Below are 17,990 nucleotides of genomic sequence, written 5' to 3'. Positions count from 1 at the left end.
TGCGTGAGAGACGAACACCATGATTTCTACGTTTTTCGAGAATTTCAGCAATGCCACCATGGTCGCGGCCGTCACGCCGCGACCATCTCGCGCACCTTGTCGACGATATGGGCCCCGATGGGCAGCGCCGAGGTGGCCGCCGGCGACGGGGCATTGCCCACGTTCACCGTGCGCCGCGTGTTGACGAACAGGAAGTCGTCCACCAGCTTGCCGTCGCGGGAGACCGCCTGGGCGCGTACCCCGGCCGGATAGGGCTCGAGGTCCCCGAGCGTCAGGCTCGGGCAGTACTTGCGCACCAGCTCGAGGTAGCCGCGCTTGTGCAGCGAGTTCTTCATCTCGGTGAGGCCCGGACGCAGGTTGCGCCCCAGCACCTTGAGGATGCCGGGGTCGCTGAACATCCTCGCCATGTCGCCCAGGGACACGTCGCGCCGACGATAGCCCTCGCGCTTGAAGGCCAGCACCGCGTTGGGGCCCACCGTGACCGAGCCGTCGATCATCCGTGTCAGGTGCACCCCCAGGAAGGGCATGGCGGGGTCGGGAATCGGGTAGATCAGGTGGTTGACGATGGCGTTGTGCTTCTCCGGCAGCCGGTAGTACTCGCCGCGGAAGGGGCAGATGGTGAAGCCGGGCTCCTGGCCCAGCAGGCGCACCACCCGGTCGGCCATCAGCCCCGAGCAGCTCACCAGGTAGCGCCCCGTGAAGGTCCCGGCGCCGCTGCCCACCACCACCTCCTGGCGACGCTCCTCCAGCGCGGTCACCTCGGCGCCATAGCGGATCTCCCCGCCCATCCGCTCGAACTCGGCGGCCATGGCCCGGGTCACCGCGGCGTAGTCGACGATGCCGCTGGAGGGCACGAAGATCCCGCCGAGCCCGGTGATGTTGGGCTCGCGCTCGGCCAGCTCCCCGGCGGAGAGCCACTCTCGCGTGAGGCCGTTGGCGGCGGTGCGCTCCCACAGTGCCTTCATGCGCTCCATCTCCAGCTCGCTGGTGGCCACCAGCAGCTTGCCGCAGGTGTCGTAGGCGATGCCGTGCTCGTCGCAGAACGCCTTGGTGGCCCGATTGCCCTCCAGGCAGAAGCGCGCCTTGAGGCTGCCCGGGGTGTAGTAGACCCCGGCATGGATCACCCCGCTGTTGTGGCCGGTCTGGTGACGGGCCGGGCCAGTCTCCTTCTCCAACAACAGCATCTTGCTGTCGGGATAGGCCTGCTTGAGCTGCATGGCGGTGGACATGCCAAGGATGCCGCCGCCGATGATGATGAAGTCGTGCATGTCACCCCTCTGCTTGACCCGGGAACGGGCTGGTAAAGGCAACGGCCACGCCGCCATCGGCGTGGCCGGACAGGCTATCTTGACGGCCGCGACGGCGGCCGTCACCTCACGCCCGGGCGGGAGCGCGCAGCGTGCGGGCGTGGGTGAAGTAGCCACGCTGGCGCATCAGCTCGCGGCGCAGCTCCGGGTGGGGGGTGAAGCGGTCGCGACCGTGCAGCCAGAAGTGGTTGTTGATCAGCAGGAAGCTGCCCACCGGGTTGGGCACCGAGAGGATCGCCGGGCTGCCCTCCAGCGACGCGGAGAGGTCGCACAGCCAGTTGCCCTCCTCGAAGTCCCTGGGCTGCACGAACTGGTCGATGTAGGCCATGATCGGGCGCCCCTCGCGGTCGACGTCGAACACCGGGTGGAAGACGTCGCGCACCACGTTCTTGCTGGGCGGCGCGCTCCAGCGCATCGGCCGATGGGCCAGCGGATCGGCGAAGAAGCGCGCCAGGTCCTCCCAGTCATCCAGGTGCAACAGCAGCGAGTTGCCGCCCTCCATGTGCTGCTCGTCGATCTTCATCATCAGCACGTAGTCGGTGTCCTGCTCGACGAAGGTGCCGTCGTTGTGCAGCTCCATCACGCGGTGCGGCTGGCGCAGGTAGCTGTCGGAGTCGTCGACGTTCCTGACCACGAAGCGCGCGTAGAACTGGCCGCTCATGGCATCGAAGTTGGAGCGCCCCATCAGGTGCGCCACCGCGGTGGCCAGCTTGACCATGTCGTCGGCCTGCTCGACGCGATCCAGTCCCTCCGGCACCACCTGCAAGCCCCCGGTGGCGCGATCCACCAAGGTGTTCACCAGCACCGGCTGCAGGGTGTTGTCGCACAGGTCATCGAGCACCTTCGCCACGCGGAAGCGCAGCATCGACTTGTACTCCAGCGCCTGCACTGGCCACTCGGCCACGGCCGCGAGGAAGGCCTCGACCACGTCGCGGGAGATCGTCAGCTGCAGCAGCCGCGGCGACGCCGCGGAAGGAGCCAGGGTGAAGCCGCGGATGTCGGCGGGAAGCGGCATGGCGGTATCGGGAAGCTGGGTCAGCACGGTCATGTCAGGGTCTCCGGGTCTTGTGGGCTTGCCCGTTAAAAATATCTACATTTTTAAATTTCATCAACATTAATAGGTATAATTGACAAATACGGCACCCGTGCCACCCGGCGAAGCAGAGCCACGGCACGGCGCGCCCGGAAACGCCGAACCCCGGCGCAAGGGCCGGGGTTCGAGGCGATACGACGGGGCTGGCGAGGCTCAGCGGCCCTGGTAGGGGTCCGCCCCGGCCAGCTCGCGCTGCATCATGCCGTCGCTGTAGGCAGTGCCATAGCGGGCGCGGGACCAGGCGTAGAGCGCCAGGCCGATCCCCATCCAGCCGGCGAAGATCGCCCACTCGATGGCGGAGAGCGCCGAGGGACTGCCCGGCAGGTACATGGCGGTCAGGCCCAGGGAGAGCAGCACCGCCAGGGCACCCACCAGCTTGCCCTGGCGCACCTTGAAGGGGCGCTCCATCTCCGGTTCACGGCGACGCAGCACCACGAAGGAGAGCGACACGAAGAGGTAGGCGATGACGATCCCGAGCCCGCCGGCCACCACCAGCCATACCAGCGCCGGGCGACCGAAGAAGGGCGCGATGGCGGAGAGGATGCCCATCACCAGGATGGCGTTGGTGGGCGTGCGATAGGTCGGGTGCAGCTTGCCCAGCCAGGCGGGCAGCATGCCAGAGTGCGCCAGGGCGTAGATGGCCCGGGAGCCGCCGATGTAGAAGGCGTTCCAGCTGGTGATGATGCCGGCGATACCGGCAATGATCATCAGGTTGCCGGCCCAGGGCGCCTGGAAGGCCGCCTGCATGGCATCCGGCACGGCGAGCGAACTCGCGCCCAGCGCCTCGGGGTCGAGCATCAGCGAGGTGCCAAGGATGATGAAGGCGTACCAGAACACCGCCAGGATCACCGAGATCATCAGCACCCGGCCGATCTCGCGGAACGGCAGGTTGATCTCCTCGGCGGCCTGGGGGATCACGTCGAAGCCGACGAACATGAAGGGCACCATGATGATTACCGTCATGATGCCGCCCATCACGCCCTCCTCGACGCTGAAAAGCGGCTGCATGGTTGCGGTGCTGCCCTGGAAGAGGGCCCCGGTGATGAACAGGATGCCCACCGCCAGGATCAGCAGGGTCACCACCTTCTGCACCAGGGCAGCGGTGCGCACGCCGATGTAGTTGATCCACATCATGGCCAGTGAGCCGGCCACGCCGACCGCCACCCAGGTGGCCTTCACCTCCCAGCCGTTGATGGTCCACAGGTGCCCCACCGCGTAGTTCGGGAAGAGGTGCTCCACAACCGTGGGCAGCGCCACGGCCTCGAAGGCCACCACGCTCACATAGCCCAGGGTGATGGCCCAGGTGCACAGGAAGGAGGCGAAGTGCCCCATGGCACGGTAGCTGTAGACGTGTTCGCCGCCCACCTGGGGCATCGCCGAGGCGAGCTCGGCATAGGTGAGGCCCACCAGCACGATGATCAGCCCGCCGATCAGGAAGGCGGTGATCGCCCCGAGGCTGCCGGCGGACTGGATCCAGCTGCCGGTGAGCACGATCCAGCCCCAGCCGATCATGGCGCCGAACGCCAGGGCGAGGACATCCTTGCGGGCCAGCACGCGCGTCAGCTGGCCTTGAGAGGTCGTGGCATCTTGGGTCATATGGTCCTCGATCGTTGTCGTTTTATCCTAAAAACTTTGTTTTCACGTAACGTCGACAAAATAGGGAAAGAGGCACCATACGACAAGGTTGTTCGAAATTCTTGATGCTAGACATTGGTCGACGCCCCGCCGCCGGCCCAGCTACTACAAGGGTTGGCACCCCCTCGTGACGGGCCTCGGTCGACACGATCAGCGTGAAGGATATTGCACGCCTGGTGGCACTCTGCCTGCCACCAAAGCCGCATGCAATCGAGACTGGCAAAAACGCCGAAGAGCCCCCATAGTGTGCTTGTCGCAACCGCCCACTGGAGCATCATGAGCACGGCACGACAGTCCCGATCCGCGGACCTCCTGGACCCTCCGCGAAGCAGCCCTGACCTCGACGTCAGGGACCTGGAACAACGTACACGCCTCATGCGCATCGTGACCCGGCTGATCGCCGTGTCCGACCTCGGCAGCCGCGAGATCGCCCGCCGCGCCGGGCTGCCGATGCAGAAGATCAGCGACCTCCTCGCGGGGAAGCTGGAGCACCTCTCCCTCGACGAGCTCCGCCTCGTCCACCGCACCATCGAGGGACAGGGCGCGACCCACTAGGCCCCGCTCACCGGGCCGGTCGCCACCGCCATCATGAACAGCGAACGCCCCGCTACCTGCGGGGCGTTTTTCGTGATGCCCTACCTACAGGAAACTCCTTTATCACCAACCACTTGTGCCAACATTACGTCAACATTAAGAGTTTGCTAACTAACTCTTGATCGACATCAAGCGCCTAGACCTTGGTCGCAGGTAGCCTTCCGGTATCGCCACCCCTTCATCGCGCGGACATCCCCGCGCCCCACCAGGCCACCGGAGGCGCCATGGACCCCCTACGCCGCACCCTGCTCGGCCAGCTGGCCCGCCTCAGCGCGGGTGCCGCCCTGATCCCGCTCTCGAGCGTCGCCAGCGCCGGCATCAACCAGCAGCCGCCCCGTCGCGAAGGCGACCCCAGCAAGCGCTACGGCATGCTCATCGACCTGCGCCAGTGCATCGGCTGCCAGGCCTGCACCGTGTCGTGCCATATCGAGAACGCCGCCCCGCTGGGCAGTTTCCGCACCACCGTCTCCCAGTACGAGGTAGAGCACCAGGCGAGCGGCGAGGTCGCCACCTTCATGCTGCCGCGCCTGTGCAACCACTGCGAGAACCCGCCCTGCGTGCCGGTGTGCCCGGTGGAGGCCACCTTCCAGCGCCAGGACGGCATCGTGGTGGTGGACAGCGACCGCTGCGTGGGCTGCGCCTACTGTGTCAACGCCTGCCCCTACGACGCCCGCTTCATCAACGAGCGCACCCAGACCGCCGACAAGTGCACCTTCTGCGCCCACCGCCTGGAGGCGGGCCTGCTGCCGGCCTGCGTGGAGAGCTGCGTGGGCGGCGCACGGATCATCGGCGACATGCGCGACCCGGAGAGCCAGATCAGCCGCATGATCGCCGAGCACCGCGATGAACTGATGGTGCTGCAGCCGGAGAAGAACACCCTGCCCCAGGTCTTCTACCTCGGCATGGACGAGCGCTTCGTCACTCGCCCGGACGCCGAGCCGGTGGCCCTGGAAGTCCTCGACCCCCACGGCAAGGAGATGGGCTATGAATTCCGCCATTGAGCTGCTCGCCCCGCGCTACGACATCGCCTGGTACCCCTGGGCGGTGCAGTACTTCTTCATGATCGCGCTCTCCTACGCCACCCTGTGGCTGGCCGCCCCGGCGCTGGTGTTCGGTCGACAGCGCTGGCTGCCCACGGCACGCCTGGCACTGCTCGCCTGCCTCACCACCACCCTGGTGGCGCCGGTGGCGCTGCTCGCCGACCTCCACCAGCCGCTGCGCTTCTGGCACTTCTACGCCTACGCCAACAGCCACTCCTGGATGTCGGTCGGCAGCCTGGTGCTGCCCCTCTACGTGGTCGGGGTGATGGTGCTGGCCTGGCTCGCCTGGCGCCCGGCGCTGCAGGCCCATCGCCAGGCCAGCGGCCTTCCCGGCCTGGTCGCCCGCTGGCTCTCCTTCGGCTCCGCCCCCACCCCGCGCGCCCTGGTGGTGCTGGTGGGCCTGGGCACCCTCGCCCTCTCCACCGGCATCATGCTCTACACCGGCGCCGAGGTGGCCATCGTCAAGGCCCGCCCGCTGTGGCACACCGTGTGGCTGCCGCCGATGTTCGCGGCCACCGGCTTTATCGCCGCCACCGGCCTGGTCCTGGTGCTCAACCGCGTGGCCGGTGAGCGCAGCAGCGTGGTCACTCGGCAGATGCTCAAGGTGATGCTGGGGGCCTGCCTGGTCGCCGGGCTGGTCGCCGGCAGCTGGTTCCTCGACGGCATCAACGCCAATGTCGGCTCGGTGGCCGCGGCCATGGCCTCCGTGCGCGACAGCGCCGAATGGCGCAGCACCGCCCTGTGGGGCGGCCTCACCGGCCTGGTGCTGTTCGGCGCCGTGCTCTACCTGCTCACCCGCCCGGTGTCACGCCGCCCGGCGCTCTACGCCTGGGCGTGGGTGCTCGGCCTGGTGGCCCTGCACGTGGGCTGGATGTTCCGCTGGGTAGTGCTGATGGACGTGCAGACCGTGGCCCGCCACAGCGCCGGCTTCCACCACTACGGCATCCCCGCCGGCTCGTCCGGCATCCTCGGCATCGTCGGCACCTTCGGCCTGTGGCTCGCCGCCCTGCTGCTGGTCGACCTCCTCGTGCCGTGGCGTCACGCCACCCAGGGTGGCAGCGCCGCCGACGCCTCCCCCGCCGACCCCGACCACCCTGACGTCGAAGGAGCCCTCCGTCATGGCTAAGTCACCCGACACCTCACGTCGCCGCTTCCTCAAGGCCGCCGCCGCCGCCGGCGGTGCCGCCACCTTCGCCGCCGGCTACTCCGACCCGCTGGTCAAGATGGCCAAGGGCGTCACCGGCAGCGCCGGCGAGAAGCCGAACCACCGCATCCACGGCAACTCCCTGGCGCCGGAGTACACCGTCGACCCGGAGAGCGGTGAGCTGACCCTCAACCCGGACCAGCGCGTGGCCTTCACCGTCTGCTACGGCTGCACCACCAAGTGCGGCGTGCGGGTGCGCGTCGACAACGAAACCGACCAGGTGCTGCGCGTGGCCGGCAACCCCTACCACCCGCTCTCCGCCGACGAGCACCTGCCCATGCGCACCCCGGTGGCCGAGGCGCTCCGCAGCGTCAGCGCCTTCGGCGACCAGGGCCAGCAGAACCGCTCCACCGCCTGCGCCCGGGGCAACGCCATGATGGCGCAGATCGACAGCCCCTTCCGCGTCACCCACTGCCTCAAGCGGGTGGGTGAGCGCGGCAGCCGCGAATGGCAGAGGGTGCCCTTCGAGCAGGTCATCGAGGAGATCTGCGAGGGCGGCGACCTGTTCGGCGAGGGCCAGGTGGACGGCCTGCGCGCCATCCACGACCTCGACACCCCCATCGACCCGGAGAATCCCGAGTACGGCCCGAAGGCCAACCAGCTGATGGTGATGGAGGCCACCGACTACGGCCGCTCGGCGCTGCTCAAGCGCTTCGCCTTCAACGCCTTCGGCACCCGCAACTACGGTCACCACGGCTCCTACTGCGGCCTGGCCTATCGCATGGGCTCGGGCGCGGTGATGGACGACCTGGCCAAGAACGCCCACACCAAGCCGGACATCCAGAACGCCCGCTTCATCCTCTACGTGGGCACCGCCCCCAGCCAGGCCGGCAACCCCTTCAAGCGCCAGGGGCGGCTGATCGCCCAGGCGCGCGCCGAGGGCAGCCTGGAGTACGTGGTGGTGGATCCGGGCCTCAACGCCTCGGCCTCCCACGCCGCCGACCACAACCGCTGGGTGCCGATCCGGCCGGGCACCGACAGCGCCCTGGCCATGGCCATGATCCAGTGGCTGCTCGACCACGAGGGCTACGCGAAGGCCTTCCTCGAGCTGCCCGGCCAGCCCGCCGCGGACGCCGCCAATGAAGCGACCCACACCAACGCCACCCACCTGGTGATTACCACAGAAGACCACCCGCGCCGCGGCCGCTTCCTGCGCGCCAGCGACCTGGGCCTGGCCGAGGCGGAGAGCGATGGCGACGTGCCCATGGTGGTGGCCGACGGCGAACTCGCGAGGAGCGTTGATGCCATGGCCGCCGAGCTGTTCGTCGACCGCGACGTCACGCTGGCGGGCGGCGAGACCGTGAGGGTCAAGAGCAGCATGGTGCTGCTGCGCGAGTCCGCCAACGAGTACAGCCTGGCCGAGTATGCCGCGCACTGCGGCATCCCCGAGGCCACCATCGTCGACCTGGCAGAGCGCTTCGCCCGCCACGGTCGCCGCGCGGTGACCAACTCCCATGGCGGCATGATGTCCGGCAACGGCTTCTATGCCGCCTTCGGCATGCAGATGCTCAACGTGCTGGCCGGCAACCACAACCGCAAGGGCGGCAGCGCCGCCGGAGGCGGCCAGTTCAACGGCGTGGGCAGCGGTCCCCGCTACGACCTGGCCAACTTCCCCGGCAAGCGCGGACCCAAGGGGGTGTTCCTCTCCCGCTCGCGCTTCCCCTACGAGAAGTCCTCCGAGTACCAGCGCAAGGTGGCCGCCGGCGAGAACCCCTACCCGGCCCGCGCCCCCTGGCGCTCGCTGGCACCGCCCACCCTCACCGAGCACCTGCCCTCGGCGCTGGACGGCTACCCCTACCCGATCAAGGCGGTGATCGGCTGCATGGCCAACCCCATCTACGGCCAGGCTGGCCTGGAGGCGCTGATCGCCGACAAGCTCAAGGACCCCAAGCGCCTGGGGCTGTTCGTGGCCGTCGACGGCTTCCTCAACGAGACCAACCGCTACGCCGACTACATCGTGCCGGACTCGGTGATGTACGAGGTATGGGGCTTCACCGGGGCCTGGAAGGGCAACCTGGGCAGGATGACCACCGCCTGCTGGCCGGTGGTGGAACCGCGCCAGCAGAAGACCGAAGAAGGCGAGCCGGTCTCCATGGAGAGCTTCTTCATCGCCACCGCCAGGCGCCTGGGGCTGCCCGGCTTCGGCGAGGGGGCGATCCCCGACGCCGACGGCAACCTGCACCCGCTCAACCGCGCCGAGGACTTCTTCCTGCGCGCCGCCGCCAACGTGGCCATGCAGGGCGAGCCGCTGCCCGACGCCGACGAGAGCGATATCGCCCATGGCGGGATCGCGCCCCTGCTGCCGAAACTCGAGCGCACCCTCAAGCCCGAGGAGCGCGGCCCGGTCGCCTACCTCTACGCCCGCGGCGGACGCTTCGAGGACTTCCAGGACCACTTCAAGGGCGAGAACCTCACCAGCGCCTGGAAGCGCACCCTGTGCGTCTACAACGAGCAGGTGGGCACCAGCATCAACACCCAGACCGGCGAGCCCAACCGCGGCGTGCCGCGCCATGGCCTGCCGCCGCTGGCCGACGGCCGCGCCATGCGCGAGGTGTTCAGCGAGGAGGAGTGGCCGCTGCTGGCGTTCTCGTTCAAGTCCAACCTGATGAACTCCTACGCCATCGGCCTCGAGCGGCTGCGCATGATCAAGCCCTACAACCCGGTGATGATGCACCGCCAGGACGCCAAGCGCTTCGGCATCAGTCACGGCGACACCATCCGCATCGAGAGCCCCGGGGGCAGCGTGGTCGCCCTGGCGCTGGTCGGCGAGGGGGTGATGCCCGGCGCGCTGGGCATCGAGCACGGCTATGGCCACCGCGACCTGGGGGCCACCCCCCACGTGATCGACGGCGAGTCCCAGCCCGACCTCGAGTGGCTGCGCGCCGGCATCAACATCAACGACCTGGGCTTCAGGGACCCGACCCGAAGCGTCGACGGCACCTGGCTCGAGCCCATCAGCGGCGCCGCCGTGCGCCAGGGCATGCCGATCCGGGTGACCCGGCTCGACGCCTGAACGGCCTCTGGCCACGGCACCAGGGCGCGCGCCGGGAAACCGGCGCGCGCCTTTTGCTCTAGACTGGGCCACCGTCCCCTCTGTCATGAGCGACCCCGACCATGCAGCCACCTCTACCACCGGTCTCGCGCGATATCGTCCTCATCGGCGGCGGCCATGCCCATGTCGGCGTGCTGAAACGCTTCGCCATGCGCCCCGAACCGGGCGTGCGGCTCACCCTGATCTGTCGCGACACCCACACCCCCTATTCGGGCATGCTGCCGGGCTACGTGGCCGGGCACTACGGCTATGACGAGGTGCATATCGACCTGCGGCGACTGGCCCAGTACGCCGGGGCCCGCTTCTTCCGCGACGAGGCCGTGGGCATCGACCACGAGGCGCGCAGCGTGCGCTGCCGCTCGCGGCCGCCGGTGCCCTACGACTGGCTGTCGATCAATATCGGCTCGACCCCGCGCCTGGATGCCACCGCCGGGGCCGGCGAGCATGCCGTCCCGGTCAAGCCGATCCACCGCTTCAACGCCCGCTGGCAGACGCTTCTCGAACGTATCGAGGCTGACCCCGGACCGATCCGGGTGGCGGTGGTGGGCGGCGGGGCCGGCGGGGTCGAGCTGCTGCTGGCCATGCAGGTCCGGCTGCACCGGGAGCTGGCCGTCCGGGGACGCGACCCTGGCGAGCTCACCTTCGCGCTCTTCACCCGCGGCGCGCGAATACTCCCGACCCACAACGCCCGGGTGCGCGCCCACTTCGAGGCCACGCTGCGGCGCCGGGGCATCGAGGTGCATACCGCCACCGAGGTGGTCGCCGTCGAGGCGGGCCGGCTCCAGGCCGCCGACGGCCGCTGGCACGCCGCCGACGAGGTCGTCTGGGTGACCAACGCCGGCGGGGCCGACTGGCTCAGGGACACACGGCTCATGCTCGACGACGACGGCTTCATCGAGGTCGGCGATACCCTGCAGTCGCTGTCGGACCCGCGGGTCTTCGCCGCCGGCGATATCGCCCACCAGGTCAACCATCCCCGCGAGAAGGCTGGGGTCTTCGCCGTGCGCCAGGGCCGCCCCCTGGCCGACAACCTGCGCGCCGCCGTGACCGGCCGCCGGCTGCGCCCCTATCGCCCGCAGGCGAGGTGGCTGTCGCTGATCAGCACCGGGGACCGCCACGCCGTCGCCTCCCGGGGCGGGCTCTATCTCGCCGGCGACTGGGTATGGCGCTGGAAGGACTGGATCGACCGGCGTTTCATGGCCCGTTTCAACGACCTGCCGCCCCGCCCATCCGCCTGACGGGATAAGGCAAGGCGTTGCCGCCCGGTGCCGCCACCCCTGCAGGTCGGCGCCTCCCTCCGGTCATGTCGGATCACGCCGGGTCGGGCAGCTCATGCAGCGGCTGCCGCCCCGGCCACGCCCCAGCTCGCCGCCAGGGATGGCCAGCACCTCGATGCCCGCCGCCGCCAGCGCCGCGTTGGTGTCGTCGTTGCGGTCATAGGCCACCACCACGCCGGGACTCAGCGCCAGCAGGTTGTTGCCATCGTTCCACTGCTCGCGGGCGCGTTCCTCCGGGGTGTCGCCACCGGTGGGCACCACCTCCAGCCGCGGGTAGCCCAGGGCCTCGGCGACCACGTCGAAGAAGTGGCGCCGCTCGGGCCGGCAGCTGGGGGTGCGCCCGTTCTCGCCCGGACGCAGGTCGTGGCACACCACGCCGTCCGCGACCTCGCGGAACGCCGTGGCCACGTTGCCGCCGCACAGGGTGAAGACGGTATCCAGGTGCATGGCCGAGCGCGTCGCCGGAAGCCGGCAGGCGATCACCCGCTCCAGCGTGCCATCCTCGAACAGCGCCTGGGCGAGCCTGCCGATGGCCTGGGGCGAGGAACGCTCGCCCATCCCCGCCAGCAGGGTGCCCTTGCCCAGCACCATGAGGTCGCCGCCCTCCAGGCTGGCGGCGCCGGCAGCGCCCGCCGGCGCGTCCCAGAGCACCCTCGCCCGGCCGGCGAAGTGGGGATGGAAGCGGTAGATGGCCGTCATCAGCAGGGTTTCCGGCTGCCGGGCAGCCCAGCGCATGGGGTTGAGGATGACGCCGTCAGGCAGCCAGGCGCTGCTGTCGCGGGTGAACAGCAGGTTGGGCAGCGGGGGCAGCACGAAGCCCGATGCCCCGAGGTGGCTGCCGAACAGCGACCCGGCGTCGAAGGGCAGCTCCCCCGCCCTCACCCCGCCGACCAGCCAGTCGGCCAGCGCCCGGCTCGGCAGCGTCTCCATCCAGGCGCGCAGCTCCGCCACCAGTCCCACCCCGACGCTCTGCCAGGAGAGCCGGCGCTCCAGCAGCCAGGCGCGCCCCGCGGGGATCTCCAGGGTCTCGGCGAGCAGGTCGTGGAGCTCCAGCACCGCGACACCGCGCTCGCGCATCATCGCGGCGAAGGCGTCGTGGTCGCGCTGGGCCTGCTTGACCCAGAAGACGTCGTCGAACAGCAGGTCGCGACAGTTGAAGGGCGTCAGCCGCCGATGGGCGAGGCCCGGGCGGCAGACGATCACCTCGCGCAGGGTGCCGGTCTCGGAGTGGACCCCGAAGGCGGGCGCCGCCATGCTCAGCGCCCCGCCCCCGTCACGGTGACGACTCGGCGTCGGTCACCGCGCCGGTGCTGGCCGAGCTGACCAGGCGCGCGTACTTGGCCAGCACCCCGCGGGTGTAGCGCGGCGCCGGCTGGCGCCAGGCGGCGCGGCGACGCATCAGCTCCTCGTCGGGGAGGTCGACGTCGATGGTGTCGGCCTCGGCGTCGATGGTGATGCGGTCGCCATCCTCCACCAGCGCCAGCGGGCCGCCGTCGAAGGCCTCCGGCGTCACGTGGCCCACCACGAAGCCGTGGCTGCCGCCGGAGAAGCGCCCGTCGGTGATCAGCGCCACCTCGCTGCCGAGCCCGCGGCCCATGATCGCCGAGGTGGGGGTGAGCATCTCGCGCATGCCGGGCCCGCCCCGCGGTCCCTCGTAGCGGATCACGATGACGTCGCCGGCCACCACGGTGCCGTCGTTGATGCGCGCCTGGGCCTCCTCCTCGGAGCCGAACACCCGGGCGGTGCCGGAGAAGCGCGTGCCCTCCTTGCCGGTGATCTTGGCCACGGCTCCCTCGGGGGCCAGGTTGCCGTGCAGGATGCGCAGGTGGCTCTCGGCCTTGATGGGTGCATCCAGCGCCGCGATGATCCGCTGGTCATCGGGATAGGGGGCCACGCTCGCCAGGTTCTCGCCCAGGGTCCTGCCGGTCACGGTCAGGCAGTCGCCATGCAGCAGGCCGGCGTCGAGCAGGGTCTTCATCAGCGGCTGGATGCCGCCGATCGCCACCAGCTCGCTCATCATGTAGTGGCCACTGGGGCGCAGGTCGGCCACCACCGGCACGCGCCGGCCGATGCGGGTGAAGTCCTCGAGGGTCAGCGCTACGCCGATGGTGCGGGCCATGCCGATCAGGTGCAGCACCGCGTTGGTGGAGCCACCCAGCGCGATCACCACGGTGATGGCGTTCTCGAAGGCCTCGCGGGTCATGATGTCCGAAGGCTTGAGGTCGCGCTCGAGCAGCTCGAGCACCGCCGCGCCCGCCGCCTCGCAGTCCTGGCGCTTGTCCCTGGAGACGGCGTTCTGGGCGGAGCTGCCCGGCAGGCTCATGCCCAGCGCCTCGATGGCCGAGGCCATGGTGTTGGCGGTGTACATGCCGCCGCAGGAACCCGGCCCGGGGATCGCCGTCTCCTCGATCTGCTTGAGCTCGATCAGGTCGATGTCGCCGCGGCTGTGGGCGCCCATGGCCTCGAACACCGAGACGATGTCGGTGTGGCCCTTGCCGGGCAGGATGGTGCCGCCGTAGACGAACACGCTGGGACGGTTCAGCCGCGCCAGCCCCATCAGGCAGCCCGGCATGTTCTTGTCGCAGCCGCCGATGGCCACCAGGCCATCGAAGCCCTCGCAGCCGGCCACCGTCTCGATGGAGTCGGCGATCACCTCCCGCGACACCAGCGAGTACTTCATGCCCTCGGTGCCGTTGGCGATGCCGTCGGAGATGGTGATGGTGTTGAAGATCACTCCCTTGCCGCCGGCGGCGTCGGCGCCGTCGCTGGCGTGGCGCGCCAGCTCGTCGATATGGCTGTTGCAGGGAGTGAGGTTGCTCCAGGTGGAGGCGATGCCCACCTGGGGCTTCCTGAAGTCCTCGTCGGTGAAGCCCACCGCACGCAGCATGGCGCGGCTGGCCGCCTTGCCGGGGCCATCCACCACCGGGGCGGAGTGGCGGCGGCGGGGGTCCTTCGGGGTATCGCTCATGGCAGGGCTCCTGTGCAGAGGGTGAGACCCTCAGAGGGTGGACCGCAACTCATGTGGCTGTCCATGGACGACCTGCCAACCTTGCCACATGAAGCGGAGACGACTACTCTTTATCGCAGAATGCGATAGAGCAACCGCCATGCATGTCATCACCCAGAAGCGCATCTGGGAAGCCAAGCAGAAATGGCCCCAGGCCGCCTCTGCCCTGGATGCCTGGTATCGGCTGATGAAGTCGAGCGAGCCTGGCAGCTTTGCCGAGATGAAGGCGCTGTTTCCCGCCACCGACAAGGTCGGCCGACAGCATGTCTTCGATATCGGTGGCAACAAGATTCGCCTCATCGCCGTGGTGCACTATCGATTCAAGAAGGTCTATATCCAGCACGTCCTCGACCACACCGAATACGACAGGGGCACCTGGAAGGAGTGAACATGACCAGCATCGTCCAACAGGCGGCCGCCCACTGGCGCTTCGTGGCCCCCCTGCTCAACGCCCCGCAATCGGAAGATGACTACGACGCCCTTGTCGCAGCGCTCGATGAGCTGCTGGGGCTGGTCGGGGACGACGAAGAACACCCCTTGGCAAGCCTCGCCTCCCACATGGGTGACCTCATTGAGGAGTACGACGATGCCAATCGCCCGATGCCGGAGGTGAGGGGGGCCGACATGCTCCGCCACCTGATGCAGTGGCATGGCCTCGACCAGTCGAGCCTGCCGGAAGTCGGCACCCAATCGGTGATCTCGGAGATCCTGAACGGCAAGCGACGCCTGAACGTTCGCCAGATCAAGGCCCTGACCCTGCGCTTCGGGCTGCCTGCCGACCTCTTCCTCGACTGAAGGGGGACTCACCTCTTCCCTGGGCGACACCCACCGAAAACGACGGCAAGCATGGCGCCTGCTTCGCTCAGCGCGGCATCACGGCATCGTGGAAGGCGCGCTCCCTGGCGACGGTCTCGCGGAAGCGTTCGGCCATGCGGGTGAAGGCGGCGTCATCGAGCCGCTCCGCCTCCTCGTCCAGGCGGCGGCGCAGCCAGGCGACGAAGTCCTGGAAGGCCGGGTTGTCGTGCAGGTCGATCCACTCCCCCACCAGCGGGTGCAGGCCCTCGGCGCGGGTGATGCGCAGCGCCCACGCCAGGTAGACCCACTCGGTGACCACCAGCGCCGCGAGGATATCGGCGTAGCCGCCGCCATCGCCGGTCTCGCGCAGCAGCGCCTGGAAGGCGCGGGTCTCGGGCAGGTAGTCCGGCGCCTCGCGGGTCGAGACGGGCACGCCGAAGGCCTCGAAGGTGCGCTGGAAGGTGCTGTTCTCGTCGCTGGTCAGCATGCCCATGAACTGCCCCAGCACCACCCGGTCCGCCATGCCCGGCGCCCGGCCGATGGCGTGGCCGATCAGGGCGGTGAAGGGGTCCACGAAGCCGTAGTCCTGCACCATGTAGGCGGCGAACTCGTCCCCGGCGAGGCGCCCCTCGGCCAGGGCATCGAAAAGCGGGTGGTGCACGGTGGCGGACCAGTCGGGCTCGCTGGTCTCGCGCAGCCAGGTGGTGATGCGCGGCGCCTCCTGATTGGCGGCCCAGGCGTTGAAGTCGGCGCGGGTGGTCATCGGGCATCTCCTTGAACGGTCGGCTGGCCTCGGGTTCCCGGGCGCCACCAGGCGATCAGCAGGCTCGCCAGGGTGGAGGCGACCAGCGCCCCCAGGAAGGGCGGCAGGGTCGGGATGCTGTCCGGGAAGGTGGCGGCCAGCACGCCGGCGGCGAGGCTGCCCGTGGCGTTCCAGCCCGGCACGATGGCCCCGGCCATGCCCGCGAGCCCGCCGGCTACCGCGGCCAGCGGCGACATGCGTCGCCACAGCCCCAGCAGCACCGGCACCACGATGGCCGCACACAAGAGATCCGCGATCAGGAAGAGGCGCAGCACCGAGAAGCCCTGCAGGGCCACCCACACCACCGGTAGCATCAGCGCCACCGTCATCAGGCGCGCGGCGCGTACCGAGAGCCCGCGTTTGCCGGAACTCGCCACCGCCATGGAGGCGATGGCGTTCTGCAGGGTATCGACGCTGGAGGCCACCAGGGTCACCGCCAGCACCAGCGCCGGCAGGCCCAGCCAGGCCGGCGCCGCGGAGAGTAGCGCGAAGAAGGGCATCGGCGGCTCGCCCAGCGGCAGCGCGTGCATCGCCGCCAGCATGCCGAGGCCGCCGATCGCCATCACCACCAGAAGGCTGCTGGCGCCGCCCAGCAGCGCGCCGCGGCCCAGGGCGCGATCGTCCTCGGCGGCCCAGATGCGCTGCCAGTACCCCTGATGGAAGAGGTTGGCCGCGGTGACGGCGATCACCAGGGTCAACGCCACGGAGAGCGCGCTGCCGACGGGAATGGCCGGCATCACCGCCCCTGCCGGCATCGGCGGCAGCCACCACCAGGCCACCCCACCGACCATCACCAGCAAGGCCAGCAGCAGCCAGGCCTGCCAGCGATCCGTGGCAAGGCTCGCCCGCAGCCCGCCCAGGGTGGTGTAGACCAGGGTGACCACCGCCACCCCGAGGATCACCAGGGAGGGTGGCACATCGGAAAGCAGCGCGGCGATGGCGCCGATGGCGGTGAGCTCGGCGGCCAGGAAGAGCGCCATATAGGCCACCGAGACGAAGGCCACCCAGCGGCGCACCCCGGCACCGTAGCACGCCTCGGCGAACTCGCCGATGCTGCGCCCTTCCGGCAGGTGGCGGCGGATCGCCGGTCCGTAGAGGCCCAGCACGATGAAGGGCAGCGAGGAGCCGATGGCATAGCCGGCCAGCGCCATCGGCCCCACGAAGGCACCGATCTCGGGCGGTGCGAAGAGGATCCAGGCCCCCATGCCGGAGGCCAGGAACGACAAGCCAATGGCTTGGGCACCCTGGGAGTTGCGGGCGGTCACGTAGTCGTCGAGGGGGCCATCGGCCCGGCGGGCCCGCAGGCCCAGGAAAGCAAAGCACAGCAGCGCCGCGCCGAGCACGGCAGACGTCAGGTAGGGCATGTCGCGCTTCCTCCGCCGGTATTAACCGGATCAGGTTCCAGGGTCGGCGCATGGCCCTCTCAGCCCCCGCGATGCGGCGGGACTCCCCTGGCGACAAGTGGATGAATTGTGGAGCCACGCTTACACAGAGGCAAGGCGTGACCGGGGGCATCATAGCGCTGGACTGACTGAGGTACCAGCCACATAACGTGACGCCAAACCTTGCGCTACTTTTCCCGCGGCACCCGTCCCATCAGGTAGAACTCCTCGTTGGGCGGGGTGCCGGTCAGGGTGACCAAGCGGTTGGAGAGGCCGAAGAAGGCGGCGATGGCGCCGATGTCCCAGATGTCATCGCGGGTGAACCCGGCGTCCGCCAGGCGGGCCTCCCACTCGTCGGTGAGCTCCCCCACCTCCAGGCCGCAGTGCATGGCGAAGTCGAGCATGGTGCGATGGCGCTGGCTGATCGGAGCGGTGCGGTGGTTGATGGCCACCTGGTCGGCCAGCAGCGGGTCCTTGCTGTAGATGCGCACTAGGGCGCCATGGGCCACAACGCAGTAGAGGCAGCGGTTGCGGGCACTGGTGGCCACCACGATCATCTCCTTCTCCGCCTTGGTGAGGGTGTCGGACTCCCGCTCCATCAGGGCGTCGTGGTAGGCGAAGAAGGCGCGGAACTCGGCCGGACGGTGGGCCAGCATCAGGAAGACGTTGGGGACGAAGCCGGCCTTCTCCTGCACCGCCAGCATGGCATCGCGGATATCCTCGGGCAGGTCCTGGATCGACTCGGGGACGGGAAAGCGGCTGATGGACGCGGTCATGATGGCTCCTGGAGTTGTGGTTATCG

The 17,990-nt window shown here is 69.3% G+C and carries 15 protein-coding genes and 1 riboswitch; of the genes, 7 read left to right on the top strand and 8 right to left on the bottom strand.

Translation table 11 applies throughout. The features are described from left to right. Window positions 1-71: 71 nt before the first annotated feature. From lhgO to BLP95_RS00615, 3 genes are all read right to left on the bottom strand, one after another. Window positions 72-1,268 (bottom strand): L-2-hydroxyglutarate oxidase, encoded by a 1,197-nt coding sequence (gene lhgO / locus BLP95_RS00625; protein ID WP_089676267.1) that lies wholly within the window; start codon window positions 1,266-1,268, stop codon window positions 72-74. A 106-nt stretch (window positions 1,269-1,374) separates the two neighbouring features. After that, window positions 1,375-2,355, bottom strand: a complete 981-nt coding sequence (gene glaH / locus BLP95_RS00620) for a glutarate dioxygenase GlaH (RefSeq protein WP_089676266.1) — start codon at window positions 2,353-2,355, stop codon at window positions 1,375-1,377. A 198-nt stretch (window positions 2,356-2,553) separates the two neighbouring features. Further along, window positions 2,554-3,996 (bottom strand): APC family permease, encoded by a 1,443-nt coding sequence (locus tag BLP95_RS00615; RefSeq protein ID WP_089676265.1) that lies wholly within the window; start codon window positions 3,994-3,996, stop codon window positions 2,554-2,556. Window positions 3,997-4,239: 243 nt separating this feature from the next. On the opposite strand from BLP95_RS00615, the gene BLP95_RS17145 reads away from it, so the two are divergent. From BLP95_RS17145 to BLP95_RS00590, 5 genes are all read left to right on the top strand, one after another. Continuing rightward, the gene (locus BLP95_RS17145; RefSeq protein ID WP_342670376.1) at window positions 4,240-4,590 is read left to right on the top strand and encodes an XRE family transcriptional regulator; all 351 of its coding nucleotides are present in this window, start codon (window positions 4,240-4,242) and stop codon (window positions 4,588-4,590) included. Between the two features lie 263 nt (window positions 4,591-4,853). After that, window positions 4,854-5,630 carry a sulfate reduction electron transfer complex DsrMKJOP subunit DsrO gene (gene dsrO, locus BLP95_RS00605; RefSeq protein ID WP_089676263.1) on the top strand — a complete coding sequence of 259 codons (777 nt, stop codon included), beginning with the start codon at window positions 4,854-4,856 and terminating at the stop codon, window positions 5,628-5,630. Further along, a complete protein-coding gene (nrfD, locus tag BLP95_RS00600) occupies window positions 5,614-6,795 on the top strand; it encodes an NrfD/PsrC family molybdoenzyme membrane anchor subunit (protein WP_089676262.1) in 1,182 nt (393 codons plus the stop codon). The genes dsrO and nrfD overlap by 17 nt, the downstream gene beginning before the upstream one ends. Continuing rightward, window positions 6,788-9,886 (top strand): molybdopterin-dependent oxidoreductase, encoded by a 3,099-nt coding sequence (locus tag BLP95_RS00595; RefSeq protein ID WP_089676261.1) that lies wholly within the window; start codon window positions 6,788-6,790, stop codon window positions 9,884-9,886. The genes nrfD and BLP95_RS00595 overlap by 8 nt, the downstream gene beginning before the upstream one ends. Window positions 9,887-9,987: 101 nt before the next feature. Beyond that, a complete protein-coding gene (locus tag BLP95_RS00590; RefSeq protein ID WP_089676260.1) occupies window positions 9,988-11,163 on the top strand; it encodes an FAD-dependent oxidoreductase in 1,176 nt (391 codons plus the stop codon). A gap of 63 nt (window positions 11,164-11,226) precedes the next feature. Here BLP95_RS00590 and BLP95_RS00585 read toward each other — a convergent pair whose 3' ends face one another. Next, a complete protein-coding gene (locus tag BLP95_RS00585; protein WP_089676259.1) occupies window positions 11,227-12,456 on the bottom strand; it encodes an arginine deiminase in 1,230 nt (409 codons plus the stop codon). Between the two features lie 19 nt (window positions 12,457-12,475). Then, window positions 12,476-14,170, bottom strand: a complete 1,695-nt coding sequence (gene ilvD, locus BLP95_RS00580) for a dihydroxy-acid dehydratase (protein ID WP_089676258.1) — start codon at window positions 14,168-14,170, stop codon at window positions 12,476-12,478. A 139-nt stretch (window positions 14,171-14,309) separates the two neighbouring features. Here ilvD and BLP95_RS00575 point away from each other — a divergent pair, with 139 nt between their 5' ends. Beyond that, the gene (locus BLP95_RS00575; protein ID WP_089676257.1) at window positions 14,310-14,597 is read left to right on the top strand and encodes a type II toxin-antitoxin system HigB family toxin; all 288 of its coding nucleotides are present in this window, start codon (window positions 14,310-14,312) and stop codon (window positions 14,595-14,597) included. Window positions 14,598-14,599: 2 nt separating this feature from the next. Further along, complete coding sequence (locus BLP95_RS00570) at window positions 14,600-15,004, top strand: helix-turn-helix domain-containing protein (protein ID WP_089676256.1); 405 nt, start codon at window positions 14,600-14,602, stop codon at window positions 15,002-15,004. A 67-nt stretch (window positions 15,005-15,071) separates the two neighbouring features. Here the strand turns inward: BLP95_RS00570 and BLP95_RS00565 are convergent, their stop codons facing one another. The 3 genes from BLP95_RS00565 to BLP95_RS00555 all read right to left on the bottom strand — a co-directional run bounded on the left by BLP95_RS00565 (window position 15,072) and on the right by BLP95_RS00555 (window position 17,964). Beyond that, entirely contained in the window at window positions 15,072-15,767 is a 696-nt protein-coding gene (locus BLP95_RS00565; RefSeq protein ID WP_089676255.1) for a TenA family protein, read from the bottom strand. After that, on the bottom strand, window positions 15,764-17,170 hold the full coding sequence (locus BLP95_RS00560) for a sodium:solute symporter family transporter (RefSeq protein WP_089676254.1): 1,407 nt from the start codon (window positions 17,168-17,170) through the stop codon (window positions 15,764-15,766). Before BLP95_RS00560 ends, BLP95_RS00565 begins: the two co-directional genes overlap by 4 nt. Beyond that, window positions 17,160-17,269: riboswitch (TPP riboswitch) on the bottom strand. It overlaps the preceding gene by 11 nt. Window positions 17,270-17,376: 107 nt before the next feature. Next, window positions 17,377-17,964, bottom strand: a complete 588-nt coding sequence (locus tag BLP95_RS00555; RefSeq protein ID WP_089676253.1) for a peroxidase-related enzyme — start codon at window positions 17,962-17,964, stop codon at window positions 17,377-17,379. Between the last annotated feature and the right edge of the window lie 26 nt (window positions 17,965-17,990).

This window comes from Halomonas shengliensis (genome assembly GCF_900104135.1).
GTDB classification, from domain to species: Bacteria; Pseudomonadota; Gammaproteobacteria; order Pseudomonadales; family Halomonadaceae; genus Halomonas; species Halomonas shengliensis.
Note: the sequence above shows the minus strand (reverse complement) of the source record. Positions and strands in the feature narration are given on the sequence as shown.

Bases quoted from the DNA above. Each gene is read 5' to 3' on its own strand.
- lhgO (WP_089676267.1), bottom strand. From the start codon at position 1,268: ATGCACGACTTCATCATCATCGGCGGCGGCATCCTTGGCATGTCCACC.
- glaH (WP_089676266.1), bottom strand. From the start codon at position 2,355: ATGACCGTGCTGACCCAGCTTCCCGATACCGCCATGCCGCTTCCCGCC.
- BLP95_RS00615 (WP_089676265.1), bottom strand. From the start codon at position 3,996: ATGACCCAAGATGCCACGACCTCTCAAGGCCAGCTGACGCGCGTGCTG.
- BLP95_RS17145 (WP_342670376.1), top strand. From the start codon at position 4,240: ATGCAATCGAGACTGGCAAAAACGCCGAAGAGCCCCCATAGTGTGCTT.
- dsrO (WP_089676263.1), top strand. From the start codon at position 4,854: ATGGACCCCCTACGCCGCACCCTGCTCGGCCAGCTGGCCCGCCTCAGC.
- nrfD (WP_089676262.1), top strand. From the start codon at position 5,614: ATGAATTCCGCCATTGAGCTGCTCGCCCCGCGCTACGACATCGCCTGG.
- BLP95_RS00595 (WP_089676261.1), top strand. From the start codon at position 6,788: ATGGCTAAGTCACCCGACACCTCACGTCGCCGCTTCCTCAAGGCCGCC.
- BLP95_RS00590 (WP_089676260.1), top strand. From the start codon at position 9,988: ATGCAGCCACCTCTACCACCGGTCTCGCGCGATATCGTCCTCATCGGC.
- BLP95_RS00585 (WP_089676259.1), bottom strand. From the start codon at position 12,456: ATGGCGGCGCCCGCCTTCGGGGTCCACTCCGAGACCGGCACCCTGCGC.
- ilvD (WP_089676258.1), bottom strand. From the start codon at position 14,170: ATGAGCGATACCCCGAAGGACCCCCGCCGCCGCCACTCCGCCCCGGTG.
- BLP95_RS00575 (WP_089676257.1), top strand. From the start codon at position 14,310: ATGCATGTCATCACCCAGAAGCGCATCTGGGAAGCCAAGCAGAAATGG.
- BLP95_RS00570 (WP_089676256.1), top strand. From the start codon at position 14,600: ATGACCAGCATCGTCCAACAGGCGGCCGCCCACTGGCGCTTCGTGGCC.
- BLP95_RS00565 (WP_089676255.1), bottom strand. From the start codon at position 15,767: ATGACCACCCGCGCCGACTTCAACGCCTGGGCCGCCAATCAGGAGGCG.
- BLP95_RS00560 (WP_089676254.1), bottom strand. From the start codon at position 17,170: ATGCCCTACCTGACGTCTGCCGTGCTCGGCGCGGCGCTGCTGTGCTTT.
- BLP95_RS00555 (WP_089676253.1), bottom strand. From the start codon at position 17,964: ATGACCGCGTCCATCAGCCGCTTTCCCGTCCCCGAGTCGATCCAGGAC.